The 18,926-nt window shown below is 49.7% G+C and carries 12 protein-coding genes and 1 pseudogene; 7 read left to right on the top strand and 6 right to left on the bottom strand.

Annotated elements, in window-relative coordinates; genetic code table 11:
* The first annotated feature begins 123 nt into the window (after nt 1-123).
* The 5 genes from ASG24_RS03375 to ASG24_RS03350 all read left to right on the top strand — a co-directional run bounded on the left by ASG24_RS03375 (nt 124) and on the right by ASG24_RS03350 (nt 9,091).
* Nucleotides 124-3,558 (top strand): ATP-binding protein, encoded by a 3,435-nt coding sequence (locus tag ASG24_RS03375; RefSeq protein WP_055867809.1) that lies wholly within the window; start codon nt 124-126, stop codon nt 3,556-3,558.
* Nucleotides 3,555-4,487 carry a response regulator gene (locus ASG24_RS03370; RefSeq protein WP_055826302.1) on the top strand — a complete coding sequence of 311 codons (933 nt, stop codon included), beginning with the start codon at nt 3,555-3,557 and terminating at the stop codon, nt 4,485-4,487. The genes ASG24_RS03375 and ASG24_RS03370 overlap by 4 nt, the downstream gene beginning before the upstream one ends.
* A gap of 402 nt (nt 4,488-4,889) precedes the next feature.
* The gene (locus ASG24_RS03360; RefSeq protein WP_082487965.1) at nt 4,890-7,205 is read left to right on the top strand and encodes a DUF1549 and DUF1553 domain-containing protein; all 2,316 of its coding nucleotides are present in this window, start codon (nt 4,890-4,892) and stop codon (nt 7,203-7,205) included.
* Between the two features lie 60 nt (nt 7,206-7,265).
* Nucleotides 7,266-8,720 carry a DUF1501 domain-containing protein gene (locus tag ASG24_RS03355; protein WP_055867801.1) on the top strand — a complete coding sequence of 485 codons (1,455 nt, stop codon included), beginning with the start codon at nt 7,266-7,268 and terminating at the stop codon, nt 8,718-8,720.
* Nucleotides 8,720-9,091, top strand: a complete 372-nt coding sequence (locus tag ASG24_RS03350; RefSeq protein ID WP_055867797.1) for a hypothetical protein — start codon at nt 8,720-8,722, stop codon at nt 9,089-9,091. The genes ASG24_RS03355 and ASG24_RS03350 overlap by 1 nt, the downstream gene beginning before the upstream one ends.
* Before the next feature lie 70 nt (nt 9,092-9,161).
* On the opposite strand, the gene ASG24_RS03345 is transcribed toward ASG24_RS03350, so the two are convergent.
* From ASG24_RS03345 to ASG24_RS03330, 4 genes are all read right to left on the bottom strand, one after another.
* Entirely contained in the window at nt 9,162-12,035 is a 2,874-nt protein-coding gene (locus ASG24_RS03345; RefSeq protein WP_162241152.1) for a TonB-dependent receptor, read from the bottom strand.
* Nucleotides 12,036-12,396: 361 nt separating this feature from the next.
* Nucleotides 12,397-13,419: a hypothetical protein gene (locus ASG24_RS03340; RefSeq protein ID WP_055867791.1), complete on the bottom strand. Its 1,023-nt coding sequence runs from the start codon at nt 13,417-13,419 to the stop codon at nt 12,397-12,399.
* 56 nt (nt 13,420-13,475) lie between these two features.
* On the bottom strand, nt 13,476-14,279 hold the full coding sequence (locus tag ASG24_RS03335) for a hypothetical protein (protein WP_229007742.1): 804 nt from the start codon (nt 14,277-14,279) through the stop codon (nt 13,476-13,478).
* A 42-nt stretch (nt 14,280-14,321) separates the two neighbouring features.
* A complete protein-coding gene (locus tag ASG24_RS03330) occupies nt 14,322-14,738 on the bottom strand; it encodes a DUF6152 family protein (protein ID WP_229007741.1) in 417 nt (138 codons plus the stop codon).
* A gap of 436 nt (nt 14,739-15,174) precedes the next feature.
* On the opposite strand from ASG24_RS03330, the pseudogene ASG24_RS03325 reads away from it, so the two are divergent.
* Together ASG24_RS03325 and ASG24_RS03320 are read left to right on the top strand one after the other, a co-directional pair.
* Nucleotides 15,175-15,966, top strand: a pseudogene (locus ASG24_RS03325) (SDR family NAD(P)-dependent oxidoreductase).
* Between the two features lie 178 nt (nt 15,967-16,144).
* Nucleotides 16,145-17,563, top strand: coding sequence for an MFS transporter (locus ASG24_RS03320; protein WP_055867788.1), 1,419 nt, complete (start codon nt 16,145-16,147; stop codon nt 17,561-17,563).
* A gap of 24 nt (nt 17,564-17,587) precedes the next feature.
* Here the strand turns inward: ASG24_RS03320 and ASG24_RS03315 are convergent, their stop codons facing one another.
* Entirely contained in the window at nt 17,588-18,055 is a 468-nt protein-coding gene (locus tag ASG24_RS03315) for a GNAT family N-acetyltransferase (protein ID WP_055867786.1), read from the bottom strand.
* 55 nt (nt 18,056-18,110) lie between these two features.
* Nucleotides 18,111-18,893, bottom strand: coding sequence for a ferredoxin--NADP reductase (locus ASG24_RS03310; protein WP_055826285.1), 783 nt, complete (start codon nt 18,891-18,893; stop codon nt 18,111-18,113).
* Nucleotides 18,894-18,926 lie beyond the last annotated feature (33 nt).

The raw sequence follows: 18,926 nt of genomic DNA, 5'->3' as shown, positions 1-18,926 counted from the left end.
ACGTCAATTAACGTAATGATTGATTTACCTGCAGACCTTACTATAGCGTGGGGAAAGTTTTTGGTCTGTGGTGCATTGCCACAGGCCTGTTATTAAAGCCTGTCATCATTAAAGGGTTATTGATTGTCTACGCCGTCTCCCGGATTAGCTAGCGAAATTACTGCCGAACCGATACAGCGTATCGTCAAGATTCGTCGCGACTATAACAATTGGGTAGCGAACGAGACGATTGAGGATTATGCGCTGCGCTACACGCCGCGTGCCTTTCGCAAATGGTCCATTTTACGGGTATCCAATACTGCGTTGGGCGCCATCTCTTTCCTGGTGCTGGAAGCGATTGGCGGCACAATCACCATTAATTACGGTTTCCCCAATGCCTTATGGGCGATTTTGGCTGTCGGCGCGATTATCTTCCTGACCGGTCTGCCTATCAGCTATTACGCGGCCAAATACGGGCTGGATATGGATCTGCTGACCCGCGGCGCCGGATTTGGTTATATCGGCTCGACGATATCGTCTTTTATTTATGCCTCGTTCACCTTTATCCTGTTTTCGCTGGAAGCGGCGATTATGGGCTATGCGCTTGAGCTCTATTTCCATTTGCCGCTATACCTGGGTTACCTGGTCAGCGCACTGATTGTCATTCCGTTAGTCACACATGGCGTGACCCTGATCAGCCGCATCCAGATGATCACGCAGCCGATCTGGATCGCGCTGATGTTCCTGCCATTTTTTGCGATTCTGCATGCTGATCCCGATGTGTTGCACAGGCTAAGTAATTTTGCCGGGACATCCACCAATGGTGGGCATTTCAACTGGTTGATGTTTGGTGCGGCGACCGCTGTTGGTGTGGCGCTGATTCCGCAGGTTGGCGAGCAAGTCGACTTTTTGCGCTTTATGCCGGCGAGAACTAAAGAAAATTACTGGCGCTGGAATATTGGTGTATTAATGGCTGGCCCCGGTTGGGTCATTCTCGGCATGCTCAAAATGCTGGCAGGGGCTTTGTTAGCCTACCTGGTATTTACTCGAAATATGCCAATCAGTTCTGCGGTCAATCCGACGCACATGTATCTGGTTGGTTTTGAGCATGTATTCAGCAATCACGATATTGCCCTGGCAATCACGGCCTTATTTGTCTGTGTGTCGCAAATCAAGGTCAATATGACCAATGCCTATGCCGGCTCACTGGCATGGTCTAATTTTTTTGCGCGGCTCACCCATAGCCATCCCGGGCGTATCGTCTGGGTAGCCTTCAACGTGATGATTGCCATTGTGCTGATGGAGCTGAATGTGTTCCAGGCACTGGAAGAAATTCTGGGACTGTATGCCAATATTGCCATTGCCTGGATTGCTGCAGTGGTTGCTGATCTGGTCATTAATAAACCGCTCGGGTTAAGCCCGAAAGGCATTGAATTCCGCCGTGCTTATCTATATGACATCAACCCGGTTGGCGTGGGGGCCATGTTTATTGCATCGGCGATTTCGATTGCGGCTTACACCGGTGTCATGGGCGTAGTAGCGCAATCCTTTTCTACTTTTATTTCATTATTTACCGCGATGCTTCTATCGCCGCTGATTGCCTGGTATACCAAAGGCAAGTATTACCTGGCCAGGCAGCGGCCGATCTATCTGCAACCTTCAGCGACCAAGCAATGTGTGATTTGTGAACGGGAATATGAAGTTAGCGATATGGCGCATTGCCCTGCATATGGCGGCGCGATCTGCTCCTTATGCTGCTGCCTGGACGCAAGATGTCATGATGCCTGTAAACCGCAGGCACGGTTAAGTGCGCAGTGGGAAGCAGTCAATAGAAAAATCCTGCCAAAGCGCTTTTGGCCGCATCTTAACGGTGGTGTGGCGCACTTCTTGTTGCTGATGGTGATAGCCATGCTGTTATTTGGCGCGACCATCAGCTTGATTTACCTGCATGATTCATTGACCATAGGGCAGCAGTATCCTGAACTGATGGCGCGCTTCCGCTCTGGCTATCTCAAGGTATTTGTTGCATTGCTGTTTTTGGGCGGCATTGTGGCCTGGTGGCTGGTGCTGACTTCTGCCAGCCGCCGCGTCGCACAGGAAGAATCCAACCGGCAGACGGGCTTGTTGCTGGAAGAGATTGAATCTCATAAAAAAACCGATACCCAATTGCAAAAAGCCCGCCGCTTGGCTGAAGAGGCTAACCAGGCCAAGAGCCGTTACATTACCGGCATCAGCCATGAATTGCGCACGCCGCTCAATAGCATTCTTGGCTATGCCCAATTGTTGACTAACGATGACAGTATCCCTGCGCATCGTAAACAGGCAATCAAAACCATCAGCCGTGGCGGCGAGCATTTGCTGTCGCTGATTGAGAGTACGCTGGATATCGCGCGTATTGAAAGTGGAAAAATGGCGTTTGATGTGAAGCCACTGCATTTTCCCGAATTCATCAGCCATATGGTGAGTATGTTTGAAATCCAGGCACAAAATAAAGGCCTGACTTTCAAGTTTGAACAGAGCGGCACCTTGCCTGAATATGTGCGTGCAGACCACAAGCGCCTGATGCAGATATTGGTGAATATCCTCGGTAATGCGGTGAAATTTACCACCAAGGGTAGTGTGACTTTCCGCATCAGCTACGCACGTGAAATTGCACAGATTGAAATTCAGGATACCGGCCCCGGTATTGCTCCGAATGAGGTTGAGAAAATCTTTGAGCCATTTGAGCGGGGCAGTGCAGCGAATGTGGTCGGCATTGGGGGCACTGGCTTGGGTTTGACGATCAGCAAGCTTTTAACGCAACTGATGGGTGGTGAAATTCATTTCGACAGCGTGGTCGGGTATGGCACACGTTTTGATATCCGTTTGTTTTTACCACAAATTCGCGAGACTGCGCATTTATCCAAACAGGCGGTCAGGCAACGTACCGGCTACGAAGGCTCGCCCCGCACTATTCTGGTGGTGGATAATGAAGAGGTCGATAGAGAGTTGTTGCGGGATACCTTGCAGCCGCTTGGGTTTATTATCCACGAGGCGGCCAATGGCCAGGCTTGTGTAAATCAGTATCGGACTGTGAAAGCTGATTTGATATTGATGGATCTGGCGATGCCGGTGATGGATGGCTGGGAAGCCGCATATATTATCCGCGAGGTGCATCACTCGCAGATTCCTATCGCGATTGTGTCTGCCAATGCCTACGACCGCAGCCTGGATAACCAGGCCAAAATACCGGCACAGGATTTCTTTGTTAAACCGGTGAATCTGGACGAAGTGCTGGATTGGGTAGGGCACCGCCTGGGCCTGGTCTGGCGGTATGTAGATAGCAACAAAGAAACCCAGTTACTGCTGTCAGACGCTCAGGCGATACCAGTTCCAAAAGACGCCCCCGCTATTCCGGAAGAATTAATTGAAAACCTGATGCAGTATGCCAAGGTCGGCTATGTCAAAGGTGCGCGAGAAGTACTTGCGACATTGGCGCAAAAACATTCACATCATCAAACATTGATTAACGCTCTGCAACAGGCCATAGACCGCTTTGATTTTGCTACACTGCAACGCTTGATTGAGGATGCAAAATGACCAACCCAAACTATACTGTGTTGATTGTAGATGATGTGCCGGAAAACCTGGCTTATCTGCATGATGCCCTGGATGAGTCTGGCTATCAGGTCTGTGTCGCCAATTCAGGTGAAATGGCCTTGCAGGTCGCCCACCTGATGCAGCCGCATGTGATCCTGATGGATGCGATGATGCCCGGCCTGGATGGATTTGCCACCTGCAGGCGCATCAAGGCCACTGCCGAAACCCAGCATATCCCGGTGATTTTCATGACCGGCCTGACTGAAATTGAACACGTCACCATGGCGTTTGACGCCGGTGGTGTGGATTATGTGACCAAGCCCGTGCGTCCGGCGGAAGTGTTGGCCCGCGTGAAAGCGCATGTGCAGAATGCCACAAAAATGCATCAGGCCACTTCTGCCCTGGATGCCTTTGGCCAGGCCACGATAGCCATTCTACCTGCGGATAAACGGTTGGTATGGCAAACGCCGTTAGCCAAGCAATACCTGGAACAGTATTTCGCCGAATGGGTAGCCAAAGAGGCTTACAGCGCAGTGCAGACTTTGCCACCCATGATTTATCAATGGCTGGAAAACTGTGTACAGCAATTTTCCGCCAAGCAAACCATGCAAACCTTGAATGTTAATCAAGGCAGTGCGCGGCTCAGCCTCACGGTTGCAAATACCAGTGAAGAGCAATGGGTAATCGTGCTGCGCGAGCACTCGGACGAACTGCAGATTGAATCACTGGGTAAGGTATTCCAGCTCACCAAACGTGAATCAGAAGTGCTTTACTGGACAGTCAAGGGCAAAACCAATAAGGACGTTGGTGAGATCCTGGGTACCAGCCCGCGCACTATCAATAAACATCTTGAACACGTGTTCCAGAAACTCGGGGTGGAAACCAGGACAGCTGCCGCTTCGCTGGTCGCTTCAAAAATTAAATTCTAGTTTTTAACCCACAGTGGTTTGAATGAGTATTTTAATTTTTTATCCGGTAATCACTAACTCGGTTTAGCAGTTCAAAGCTGATGTCATCAGAAAAACCGTCACCAGGCCTGGTGATGGTTTTTTTGTTGGTATTTTTGCTGATCTGGATTTTTAAGCTGTTGTTGCTGCAACAGCCTACTGTTTTATTTAAAACAAATTTTCTTTTGTTAAATTATTTTTCTTATCTCCCGGCCTGCTTTTTTAATTCTTATCTCATTGTTTCTATTGCAATAAGTTATGTGATGTAAGCATTTTTGTCATCTGGTATAGCGTTTGCTATATCCCCTGTAGCCGTTGATGTCATGGTGTTGTAACCGATACGGTGCGTTTTCTAACATTTACCTGATGATGGAAATAAAAACAATGAAGAACATACAGTGCCTGGCTTTACTGTCAGTCTTATTTGCTGGTCCGTTAATGGCTGAAGAGGGGAGTCCGGCTAATTCAGTGACAGAAAAACGCTGGTCACCTTATGAGACAGCGCAAAAACCTGCTGTGCCGGTGGTGTCGCAAAAAGCATGGGTACGCACGCCTATCGATAGTTTTGTTCTGGCGAAGCTGGAAAGTAAACAGTTAAAGCCTGCTGTAGAAGTTGATCGGGTAACTTTTATCCGCCGGGCAACCCTGGATGCCTGGGGCTTGCCACCTACCCCCGAAGAGGTGAAGGCTTTTGCCGCTGACAGGTCTTCTGACGCCTATGAAAAGCTGGTAGATCGCCTGCTGGCATCTCCTCGCTTCGGAGAACGTCAGGCACGTCGCTGGTTGGATCTGGCGCGGTATGCCGATAGTGCAGGATTTGAGAATGATGCCGGGCGTCCAAATAACTGGCGCTATCGCGATTATGTGATTGCGGCCTTTAACCAGGACAAGCCGTTTGACCTGTTTATCAAGGAGCAAATTGCCGGGGATGAATTATGGCCGGACAGCCAGGAAGCGAAAATCGCCACCGGTTATCTCGCTGGCTATCCTGATAACAGCAATTCGCGCGATATGATACAGCGCAAATACCAGATTGAAACCGATATTGCTGACAATGTGAGCGAGACTTTCCTGGCCACCACCATGGCATGTGCGCGTTGCCATAACCACAAGCAGGACAAAATCAGTCAGAAAGAGTATTTCCAGTTCCAATCGGTGTTCTCCAACACGGTGTTTGACACCAAAAAAGAGCTGGCAAAAGGGTCTGAAAGTGTCTGGGACAAGCAATATGTGGAGCAGTTTGTCAAATACCAGGCCGCAACCAAACATATCCGTGATGCTCAGCGCAAAGTGCTGGATCCATACAAGGATGCCAGCATTCAGTACCAGAAGTCGCGCTATATCACCGACACCCTGGCTGCCTTGCAAAAGCCGGAAAAGGAACAGAACGGGCTGGATAAATGGATTAATTTCCGCTGGCAATCTGTGTCTGGCGTGAATGGCGGCACCGGCTACCTGAAACTGGTGGCTGAAACCAAGGAGCATCCGGAGCATACGCCGGATAAGGTGGCTGCGTGGGATGAATACCAGCGCCTGCAGAAAGAATTACGCAAGTTTGATGACCTGAAACCTGCCAGTGGTTCCTCAAATTACACTGCAGCGGCAGAGCTGAGCGCGACTGATATCCCACCGACCTTTGTACGGTTCGGTGGTATTCATGAGCGGCCAACCGAAGCTGTGCAGCCAGGCCTGCCAAAGCTGTGGGGCAATGCCACACTCGACATCAAGCCGACCACCACTTCTTCAGGCCGCAGGACTGCGCTCGCTAACTGGCTGGCCAGCCCGGAAAATCCTCTCACTGCCCGTGTATATGTCAACCGCGTGTGGGCGCAATACTTTGACCGCGGCATTATCTCCACGGCTGAGAATTTTGGGCGTGCCGGCGACAAACCTACGCATCCCGAACTGCTTGACTGGCTGGCGACTAACTTCACCGAGCAGGGTTGGAGCATCAAGAAACTGCATCGCCAGATTCTGCTGTCCAGCGTCTATCGCCAATCTTCAGCAGAGCGTCCGGAAGCGGCCAAAGTCGATCCGGAAAACAAATTGCTGGCAACTTATCCGCGCAAACGACTGGAAGCTGAAGTGATCCGTGATTCTCTGCTCTATGTAGCTGGCGTGCTAAACGAGGAAGTAGGCGGCCCATCGGTATTGCCGCCTGTGACGGCTGGCGACCAGGGGCCTGTGGATGAGAATGGCAACCGCCTGTGGCCGGTTTCAAAAACCACATCTGACTGGAACCGCCGTTCGATCTATATCTACAGTAAACGCAGCTTGCCCTATCCGATGTTGCAGAATTTTGATCCGGCGGATCCTTCCAAGGCCCATCACAAACGTGATGTCACCACCACTCCCTTGCAGGCGTTGACCTTATTCAACAGCCCGCTGGTGGTCAACTGGTCGCAGTCGCTGGCTGGCCGTGTGATAAATGAAGCCGGTACCAATGAAAAAGCACAGCTGGACCGGTTGTATCAGGTGATCTTCTCCCGCTTGCCTAGCAACCAGGAGCGCGCCTCATTGCAGGCTTTCCTGAATAAGCAGGAAAACATCATTAAAACGCAGGCCAAGGATGGCGGATTTGCTGTCGCCGTGCCCATAGGTGTGGCAGATACCAGCCACCTTAACCCGGTACGTACCGCAGCTTTTGTCGATATGGTGCAAAGCCTGGTGAATACCAATGAGTTTGTATACAGGTTCTAAGTCCGTATTACCTTAAATGTGAGTTTCTAGGATTAACGTTTTTAAGTTTTGGGGAAAACAATGAATGACAGTCGCAGGAAGTTTTTGATCAATGCCGGTTTAGGCCTGGGTGGCGCAGCCGCTGCGGCCGGATTTATTCCAGGCGTTGGCTTTATTGGGACGGCCATGGCGTCCGATCTGGTGGATCCTCTCGCACCAAAACCGACGCAATTTGCCGGCAAGGTGAAGTCGGTGATCTGGCTGCATATGAAAGGCGCGCCTTCCTCACTCGATTTGTTTGACTATAAACCGGAACTGATCAGGCTGGCCGGGCAAGATGTACCAGCCTCTTTCCTCAAAGGACTTAAAACCTTTACTCAAGGGGGCGTAGGCAAACTGTATGCGGCTAACAACCGTGACTGGAAGCAGCATGGTGACAGTGGTGCCTGGTTTTCAAATCTGCTGCCTAACATGGCCAGTCAGGCCGACAAGATGGCATTTATTCGCTCCAGCGTGACCGTGGGTGCCACGCATGATATTTCTATCCTCAAGCTGAATACCGGGGATTTAAACCCTGGCCGGCCTTCACTCGGCGCCTGGGTGAATTATGCACTTGGCTCAGCCAACCGCGACCTGCCTTCTTATGTGGTGCTGTACAACGGCATGCGTGAACCGGATGCCGGTTCGGTCAACTGGAGTTCCGGCTTCCTGCCGGCTGTGTACCAGGGTACCGCTTTCCGTCCTGGTGATTCCCCTATTGTTTATCTGGATCGCCCCGAACTGCGCTCAGTTTCACAACAGCGGAATTCGCTGGACTTACTTAACCAGCTAGACCGGTTGCGTGGTTTGGGACACACCCATGATACCGAGTTGCAAGCGCGGTTACGGTCATATGAATTGGCTGAACGTATGCAACTGACGGCGCCTGAAGCCGTAGACCTTAAAGGAGAATCCGCTGCGACCAAAGCCCTTTATGGCCTGGATGACAACACCAGTGAAGGGTATGGCGCCACTTTGTTGCGTGCACGTCGTCTGGTGGAAAGAGGCGTACGGTTTGTGCAAGTGGTATCCGCCGCGCCAGATAACAGGCCGGAAGGTTCTGCCGATGACTGGGATGCGCACCATGACCTGGACGGCAACCATGGCCTGATGTCACGTATGGTGGATAAACCGGTCGCCGGTTTGCTGGCTGACCTCGAATCACGTGGTTTGCTGGATAGTACGCTGGTGGTATGGGCTTCAGAGTTTGGCCGATCACCCTGGAGTGAAAGCGGCACTGGTCGTGACCATAATGCCTTTGGCTACACCCAATGGATTGCTGGCGGTGGTGTGAAAGCAGGATCCTCCTATGGTGAAACCGATGCCATTGGCCTGAAGGTAACAAATAAAGATGATGCTGTTGACACTTATGACCTCCATGCAACTGTCCTGCATCTGTTAGGCCTGGATCACCTCAAAGTAACCTATCTGAATAATGGACGTTCTGAGAGACCGACTGTGGTATATGGCCGGGTGATTGATGAACTGCTGGCATAATGCGTTTGCAGGTAGTCATGATGCTGGCGGTCATGCTGGCCACCACGTGGAGCGTAGAGGCCGGAGATTTTGAAGTCGATGAAGACTTCATGCATGACGTTGAAGATACCAGCAAAAGCCTGACTAATCACCTGGCGTTGAATAACAAGACAGCCAGCAATGATGACGTGCAGCGATTAATAGGCATGTTTTCCAAGGTGGAGTCCTATTACACGCTCAAAGCTGATTCTGATGAGCAGTTAGGCTTGGCACAAAAAAGCCATGAGTTGACCAAGGAGATTAAATTCCTGGTCGACGCCGGTGATTTCGAGCATGCGGGTCAAAAAGCGACCGTGCTATCGCGTACCTGCAAGTCCTGCCATGATTTATAAGTTTTTGTTTGATATGCCCTAATAAAAAAACCAGCGTTTTCACGCTGGTTTTATTTTGCCTACTCTTTCATTAAAGTTTGCTGCTAAATACAACTCCTATCCAACGTGGTAATGATGGTGTATAGCTGGCGAAGCCATACGGGTTGTATTCTTTGTCAAACGCGTTTTTAACTAGGATGTTGGCATCAAACAGTCCATCACGGCGGCCTATACCTATGCCTAAATCTAACAGGCCGTAAGCATCCACTCTGTCATATTCCGATGTGCTGGTATAGAAACTGGTGGTGTATTTGTAATTGGCATCCGCGTGGAACACATGATTGCCGAATACCGGCAGCGTAGAGCCTACAAAGAGGTTAGCAGTAAATTTAGGCGCCTGTGTGAGTGTGTCACCCTTCGCATTATAAAAACGTCTATTTGCAGCTATGTTTGTAGTGTCACGCTCACTGGGGAAAGCAATGTAATTATCCTCGGCATAACGTACATCGTTGTATGCAGCAGCTAGGCGAAAGTTGAAATGCTCAAGGCCAATATAAGAGGTATCGATTTCCACACCTTTGGCGCGCACCCTAGGCACGTTGCCTACCTGGCTGGTAAATGCCTGGCAATCGGCACCGCTACAAGTTCCTCCAACCACGTTAGCTGCCGTCTGTACCGGATCCACCGTGGCAACAGTTGTCTGGAAATCTCTTATGTCGTTCACATAAACGTTGGCATTGAATAACAGCTTATTATCCAGCAGGCTGGTTTTAGCTCCCAGCTCAAAGCCAGTGGTTCGCTCCTTGGCGATCAAAGCGGTTGCGCCACCTGCATTAACCTGTGCAATCCCGGCTTTCTCGCCGTACTGTACAGAGCCATATACTGAAACTTCATCCGTGAGTTTGTCAGTCAAAGTCACTACAGCAGCTTGTACTGTACCATCCCAAGGTTTTGCTTTTTTGTAAGGGTAAAGCTGGGTAGGCTGTAAAGCGCCGTTTCTGACAGCTGCAGCATTTTGCAGCAGCGCACGTTGGTTATTGTTAAGGGGATTAGCGCTGCCGACAGCGAAAGTTTTACCCGCACCAAAATACTTGGCGGCCAAGCGATCTGCTGCGGCTATGGCTTCTGCGCTAGAAGGATTGTTGCCATTGACGAATGCGGTGGTGAAGTCTTGCCCAACACCTGGATCAAGCAAGAATAGTCCTTGTGTGGTTTGACGTTCTTCCTGAGCAATTGCATAACCGGTGGTAAGTGTTAAAGGTTTGGAAAGATGCCAGTCTGTTTGTGCGTTAATGCCTACACTTTTGTTCTGAATGCGGGTGTCCTGCGAGCGGTAAGCATTATTTAAAGAATCCCTTAGCATTGCTTGCGCTGCTCCTGCATCAGCACCAGTTGCACCTACATTCGGCTGCGGAGCTGCTGGTGGTATTGCAGGTGCAAAGGTGATACCACTTGTTAATGCTGTATATTGAGCATCACTCGCCTGAAATGCACCCGCATCACTACCATAACGTGTACGACCTCCCAAGGATTGATTGTCACTTTTGAGGTATGTCAAACCGCCCTGGTAATCAACAAGGCTGTTTTCGTCTTTGAGAGAGTTAAAGTGGAATTCCTGACTGAGCTGTTTGTATTCTGTAATGTAGCCACCACTTTTGGTAATGTCGTAGGGGGTGCCTTCATCATTAGAGGCACTAAACCAATGGGTACGCCAACCTGTGGTTGAACGCAGTTCATGTCCCAACACATTCCAGTATAGATTCCCGGTCAACCCTTCTGAGCTGGTGATAATTGCACCGTTATTATCAGAATTAGTCATGTCTCCATAAAATGATGTGGATGGATTCCAGAACGTTGGATTCGAATTGAACCAAGCCCGGCTGATGTATTTTTTGTAATTCGTATCAACCAGGTTTGCAGGTCTTGCCACGCCGTTACTAAATGTGGTTGGTTCTGGATGGCGCACGGTATTTCCGTTTACAAACTCTGAGCCTTTAGGTTGTAATTCATAACTGAGCTTGGCTCTAAAATTTTCTGAAGGCGTCAGCAAAAACTGGATACGGCCAAAGGTTCGGTCTGTGTTCTGGTAAGAAGCTCTGCCTTCGGAATCCGGAAACTCGTTTTTAAATGGACCTTCTTGCTGCTCACGCACAAAACTACCGCGCCAAGCCAGTAAGTCATCAATGATAGGGCCGCCAACCACGCCTTGGGTTTTAGAAGTCTTCCACTCTCCGAAAGTCTGGGCCACTTTCGCCACCGGAGTGAACGTGGGTTCCTTGGTTTTAAAGGTGATTCGGCCGATATTACTTATTTTGCCCCCAGTTGTACCTTGTGGGCCACGTGTGACATCTACAGTATCAATGTCGGTATATATATAGCCGTTTGACAAGGGTGTGTATGCGATACTGACCCCATCGATCATCACGCCTACAGTCGGATCGATCTGGTCGCTGGAACCGGTAGTAATGCCACGTAATGTCAAAGAACCTGTTCGTGGGTTGCCATAGTTAAAATTGACGTTACCGATGCGACGCAACACTTCAGTCACGTTTGTGGCCTGAAAGCGATCAAGTTCTTCACCGCTGACAATTGATACAGAAGAGGGTTTGTCTTTAATATTTTCCAGTGGACTTTTCTTCCTTGCTGTTACGACCAATGAATCCAATTCGTTGGCATCTTCCGGTGGTGTCGTCTGTGCCTGTTGTGGAATTGTAGTCTGTTCATTGTCGGTTTTTTCGGTGCTAGTTTTCGCAGACTTTTCCTCCGCCAAGGCTTTTTCAGAACGACTAAGCGCTTGTTTCAGTCTTTCGACCTCTTGCCTTAGTTCGTTCACTTCCTGATCGTCAGCCGCGTAGACTGGATTAACTGCAGTCAGCGAAAGTCCGGCAACGGCAATGCTAATCAATGTTCGTCGGAAGATCGGCCGGACAATCTGATCGGCCGGGTATTTTTTTATATAGTTCACTTTTAGAGTCCCTTTACTTGTTTGAGGTGCCATGGTTTTAGCAACTTGCATTCCAAATCCAGAGTAAGGGAGTTTTAATCGGTGTGATCTATATGTGATTTAATAAGTAATTGATTTTTAATGAAAAATAAACATTCAGTATTGTGTTTTTTTATGTAAATACGTGGGTGGATGAGTTATTTTGTTGATGATAAAACATATTTCAAGCAAACTGTTTATACAGAAACATGATGTTTGTTTTTGACGTCATTTTAATGATTAATAATGAATGATAGATTCAACTTGTATCATTTTAGATACAAAATAATTTATAAAAAAGCCGGAAGCATTCGCTTCCGGCTTTTGAGTCTCTAACAGTTTCTTATCTACGGGCGCCTAAACCGAATCCACCGTTATTTTCGGTACAAATACGTTCTTCTCGATCTAGAAACACTTTGCCCTGTGGGTGATTGGCAATAGTGGCTTCAAATTGCCAGCCATTGGTCTTATCAGCAGCTGTCCAGCGTTTGGCGGGTATGGTCACTGTAAATGGTCGCGTATAAACCTCAGGGTCATCGAACGTCGCAACATAGTTAAAGCGTTTGTTGTCTTTATCAAAAATATAGCGTTCCTGGATTTTTGCATTTTCGCTAACGAACTCGCCAGAACGGCCAAATAAGGCTTTACCGTTATGGTTGCTTACATCCACTACCAGCGTGTTGCCTTCCCAGTGGCCGCGCGAATCACCGTTCCACAGCTTGATGTTGTCCGGCAGGTGCGGTTTGTTATCCAGGTGGATAATGCGCGTGCCGGAGTTGAACTGGAACAGCACGTAACCGGGATACTGGCTGATCTCGAAACCGTGCCAGGTAAAGGTCTTGGGAACGCCGCCAGGCGCGCAACGAGCCAATGGTTCTATGTACTCAGGCTTTTTCGGGTCGTGGAAACCGATCTGGAACTCCTTCACTTTTTCCAAAGCCCATGGCCGTAATGGCAACTGGCCATCTGCCGGGTCGCTGACTCGGCTAGGCGCGCGTTCATTACGCGGACCTTTGGCCAGGCGGTTAGGGTTAGGGTCGTGAGGAATACCGCCTTGCGGGTCAGTGAAATTGTTGTGGTTGGCAATGGTGTTGGACCAGTGGCCTGAAATATCCGGTTGACCGTCCGCAGTACGTGCGCCAGTCCATTTGCCTGAAGCGATGGCCGGAAATTCTTTTTCCCAGCGGGCCACTTCAGGGTTGGGCGTACCTTGCGTGCTGCCAGCTGTCGCTGCAACTGGTTTAGCCGGTGGCGTTTTTGCTGGCTGATCGGCAGAAATACCAAGCAGCGGGGTGAGTAACAGGCAACCCGCCACCACATTTGACAACGAGGCCAGCGGATGCTTGATAGATGAGTTGGTTTGCATACTTATTCTCTCTTGATAGATTACTTATCTTTAGTGATCGCGATGTCGTAAAGGAGCTATTCGGCGTTGGCCGGGCGTTTAGGTGGATAGTACTCATCGTAATCAAGGGTGAAACGGTAATCCTCGATCAACTGGAAGTTCTTTTCGCGGTGGCGGTACAAGATTACGCTCAGTGTCCAGGGTTTGCTGTAGACGTTTTCATCTTCCAGCGTGGCTTTGTACTCGATGGTATTGGCGTCCAGGTATTTCCATTTTTCAACCACATGCAGTGCATCACTGTGGAAGTTGCCGGAACGGTCCAGCCAGGTCTTGCCATTGAAGTGCTTGACGTCCACTACCAGCGTGTCGCCTTCCCACTTTGCGCGGGAGTCGCCTAACCACCAGTCATTAGGTTCCAGGGGATGGTCTGTACCGTTGGTGTAGATAGTACGTACCGAATGGCCGAACTGGTGTACAACGAACAAGTCATTGGCGCGCTGGAATATCTGGAACGGTTCAGGGTAATACACACCTCTCACCGCACCTAAAGTGTAGCCTTTGAGCGCAGGATCATCCGTGGCGCGTGCTTCAAAGTTCTTCTTACGTTGCTCCAATGCTTTGGGCAGGTAGGGAATCAGGTTGCCCTCAACGTTGCCGGCACTTGGTGGGGCGTCTTTGCGATTAGAGTGTGGCTCAAGATCATAATCGGCCGCGCTGGTGGTTTGCCAGATGCCGGAAAAGTCAGGCTTGCCATTAGCCAGGCGCGGCAGTTTTTCAGCGGCATAAGCCTGGCTGGTAAGGGTACTTGCCACGACCAGGATCAAAGCGTGCAAGCCGACGCGCCAGGATGGCTTACCGAGCTGTAAGGATAGCGTTTTCAAAGTGACTCCTTGTTTTCCTTAAATGGATGATAATTAAAATGTTTATGGGTTTACTGTGGGAGCATCCTGCGCGCCGCCTGTTTTGAAGCTACGGCCATCCGCAAGGGTAGTAGTCACTGCATAACCATATTCTTTATCGTTTTTAGAGCGGTAGCCTTTGATTGAAACTTCTACCCCTGCTTTGAGAACGGTTTTATTAATTCCTTTTTCGCGCAGGCTGAACGGCGCCCCGAATTCAAAACCCCAGTTCGTCACGCTTCCATCAGGGTTTTTAACGTCTATGTATAACCAGCTGTGTGGGTTGGTAAGCTCCAGCTTGGTAACTACCCCTTTAACCTCAACAGGGTTGTTGGCATCGAACTCAGCTGAAAAGGCATGGTGTGCATTCGCAGGTACGATGAATGAAGTGGCTGTAGTCAGTGCTAGCGCTGCGATGCCTAATGGATGGGCGGTTTTCAAAGGTATCTCCTTGATTTTGAAAAAATGATAGTCGGGTCATATCTTTTGAATGATGATTCCCGTATGGCAGGTCAATCTTTATTCGTTTCTGGTGCTGATCTCTTTAGCATCTAGCATGCCAGCTTGGAAAAGCGGATTGCGTCATTTGCTCACTTGGGCTAAGTGATTGATTTAATTTAAATGATTATTCTTTTATTGGATCAGTAATTGTGAGAATGATTGAATTTTTATGTTGCCGTATAAACATCAAAGGTAAAGCTGCTGGTGCTTTGACAGCACATAGATTAGGGGGGTATCTCTATAGATTTTGAGCCGATTGCAGAGGCTATTCTCAGGAAAATTCCGAAACGCCGAAGCATCTTTTCTTGCATGGCGCAAATACGCAAGTCGCAATAGAATAACTGTCAATTTTTAAACTAAATGGAAAGGCACGTTCATGGACTTGCAACTGGGAGGTAAAAAGGCATTGGTCTCCGGCTCCACGGCGGGGATCGGTTTGGCAATAGCTACCTTATTAGCAAAAGAAGGTGCAGAAGTAGTCATTAACGGGCGTTCTGAACGTTCGGTCCAGCAAGCGATCGAGGATATTCAGCATGCGACCGGTAAAAAGGTTTCAGGCTTTGCCGGAGATTTAACGCAGGCAGAGGTGGCCGAGAAGCTGGTGGCGGACTAACCGGAAATCGATGTACTGGTGAATAATCTGGGGATCTTCGAGCCCAAGAATTTTGAAGATATTCCTGACGCTGACTGGCAGCGTTTTTTTGATGTGAATGTATTAAGTGGTGTTCGTCTCGCCAGGCTTTACCTGGCCAGCATGAAGCAAAAAGACTGGGGCCGTATCGTGTTTATTTCCAGTGAAAGCGGCGTGCAGATTCCGCCAGAAATGATTCATTACGGCATGACAAAATCTGCCCAGATTGCGGTCGCGCGTGGTCTGGCCGAATCTTTGGCGGGGACGCAGATTACCGTCAACAGCATATTGCCCGGACCTACACGATCCCGTGGGGTAAGCGACTTTGTTGAAGCACTTGCTCAGGCAGAAAACAAATCACAGGAAGCATTCGAGCAGGAGTTTTTTGAGCATGTCAGGCCAACCTCGCTGATCAAGCGATTTGCTACCACTGAAGAAGTCGCCAATCTGGTGGCCTATATTGCCAGCCCCTTATCTTCCGCAACGACAGGTGCTGCTTTACGCGTAGATGGTGGCGTCATCAAGAGCGCGTTTTAGCCGGGTATGTTTTCAAGCTTTGGCGCGAAGGCTTAATCACTTAAGCGTCCTGGTGGTTTAACGATAACCATATAGTGCGGGGCTAGTCTATTTCGTTTCATGGTGAACCGGCTTCGGTAAATGTAAGTCACAATGCTGTATGGCTATTTACGCTGAATAAAAAGAACAGGCGAAATCTGTGAGATTGTTTAGACGAGTGCATTCTTATGATGCCTTAACGCAGCATTATGGTGAGCAGTATAAGTGGATGGTGTTATGCATCATTGGCCTGGGCACGATAGCCGGCGTGCTATGTACCTCCAGTTTCAATGTGGCGGTGCCAGCGTTAACGAGAACGTTCCACTTGGGGCAAGACCATGTGCAGTGGGCGATGACGGCCTTCCTGGCTGCCATGACCATTGCCATGTTGCCTGCTGCCTGGCTGCTTGAGCGCTTTGGCCTGCGGCGAGTATTTATGGCAGCCTTATGGTTGTTGATTGCCGCCAGTGTGGCAGGGTTTTATTCGCATACCTTTGTCCACGTTGTTATCGCACGCCTGGTGCAAGGCCTGGCAGCGGGCGTGTTGCAACCGCTGGGCATCATGGCATTGATGCGCTTATTTCCACCTAATATCCAGGGGCGCGCATCAGGCATCCTGATTGTCGGCATTGCTTTTACGCCTGCGATTGCACCTTCCATCAGCGGCTGGATGCTGGACCAATTTGGCTGGCAAGCTATTTTCCTGTTAGGTGTGCCGTTTGCATTCCTGGCGCTGATCGCCGCCCGCATCTGGTTGCCGGCGCCACGCAAAAGGGAGGTGCAACCATTTGACTGGTCAGGCCTGGGCTGGCTATCTGCCGCCTCCATAGGATTAATCGAGTTTGTATCCAGTTTGCATCATAGCGGCTTGATAGCATTGTGGACTTTAGGTTATGCCACATTGCTAGTCGTCTCCATGGCATGCTACATACGCCATGCGCGCAGGTTGCCGCACGCTATTATTCAATTGCACCTGTTCTCCAAACCAACTTTTAGCCGCGGTACTTTCGTGGCGTTTGCCTATGGCTTTGGTTTATTTGCCTCTACCTATTTGATACCGGTATTTTTACAAACAGCCTTGTCTTTTAGTGCCACTGACGCCGGATTGTTGCTGCTCCCTTCAGGCATCGCGCTGGTGCTGACGATCCCGTTTGCCGGGCAAATGGCGGATAAATTGTCCCCGAGGCGCATCACACTGGCAGGGTTGTCTATATTTGGCGCCTCGTTTTTGGTGTTTGTCGTCGCGGCCGATACGGTGCAATACTGGGAAATTGTCGCCGCCACTTTGGTTGGCCGTATCGGCCTCGGTATGATCCTGCCCGCACTCAATCTTGCTACCTTGCACGAGATGGAACCACAAGATTTAGGGCAGTCTTCGGTGGTGGTCAGTTATGCCAGGCAATTGGGTGGCGTGGTCGGTGTGACTATGATGGCAGTGTTTCTCGAATGGCGGCAGGAAATGTGCGGCGCAACCTCTGCCGGAACCTTCCAGGCCTATGCGCAGGGTTTTTTGTTACTGTCCGTCGTGTTTGTGCTGGCGATTGTGGTTGCCATTGGCATGAAAGATGCCCGACGTTAATTCGCCCGATTCCAACTCAGAAGTTTAAAGTATCAGGCGCCACGCCTGCATGCCGGACTGCTGAAAACCATGCTGTTGATAGAAGTGCTGGGCGGCTAGATTGTCGTGATCTGTGAGTAAGGTAATTCTGAGTATCTGCTCCATCTGGGCAAACGCCAGGGCATAGGTCAGCAATTGCGAGCCTATACCTTTGCCACGATGTGTCGGGTTTACGACCATATCTTCCAGCAAGGCAACACGGCCACCCAATGCGGTGGAGATTGTAAACAGTAAACTTACCATGGCAATTACTTCACCTTGATATCGTGCCACCAGGATACGGCCGCTGTCCTGTTGCTCAAGGATAGCAGCCAGGCCTAATTGCTGGGCGGCAGGGTCAGGTGTGAATTCTTGCTCCTGCGAAAACAGCAGGGTGAGCAGGGCGCTTAATGCCGGCAGGTCAGAGAGCTCAGCTTGCTCAAAAGAAATCGCAGTGTCAGATATCTTGCTCATACTATTGATATCCGGACACTGCGATCATATGCTGTGTTAGTTTTTGTGAGCAGGCTTATTTTTCTACGAAAGCCTTCTCAATCACATAGTCACCCAACTCGCCGATACGCGGTGAAACCTTGAACCCGCGTTTGTCCAGCATGGCAGCGGTGTCTACCAGCATGGCCGGGCTACCGCAGATCATGGCGCGGTCAGTTTCCGGGTTTAGCGGTGGCAGGCCGATGTCTTCAAACAGCTTGCCGCTTTCCACCAGGTCAGTCAGGCGGCCCTGGTTTCTGAATGGTTCGCGTGTCACTGTCGGATAGTAAATCAGCTTGTTCTTCACTTCTTCACCAAAGAATTCGTTATTCGGCAAATCTTTGGTGATGAATTCTTCATAGGCCAGTTCATTTACATAACGTACGCCATGAATCAGGATGACTTTTTCAAAGCGGTCATATACTTCGATATCCTGGATCAGGCTCATGAAAGGCGCCAGGCCGGTTCCGGTAGAGAAGAAATACAGGTTTTTACCTGGTTTCAAATCATGCGTCACCAGTGTACCGGTCGGCTTGCGGCTCACCAGTAATGGGTCTCCCACTTTAAGGTGCTGCAGGCGTGAAGTCAGCGGGCCGTTAGGCACTTTAATACTGAAAAACTCCAGATGCTCTTCGTAATTAGGGCTGGCAATACTATAGGCGCGAGTCAGTGGCAGGCCGTCAACTTCCATGCCTATCATCACAAACTGGCCGTTTTCAAAACGCAAACCTGGGTCGCGCGTGGACTTAAAACTAAACAGGGTGTCGTTCCAGTGGTGAACGCTCAGGATCGTTTCGGTGGAATATTTTTTATTACTCATGTTTTATTTTTACTCGCGACTAGGCAAAGGGTT

Source organism: Methylophilus sp. Leaf414 (assembly GCF_001425425.1).
Taxonomy (GTDB): domain Bacteria; phylum Pseudomonadota; class Gammaproteobacteria; order Burkholderiales; family Methylophilaceae; genus Methylophilus.
This window is presented reverse-complemented; position numbering and strand designations above follow the sequence as displayed.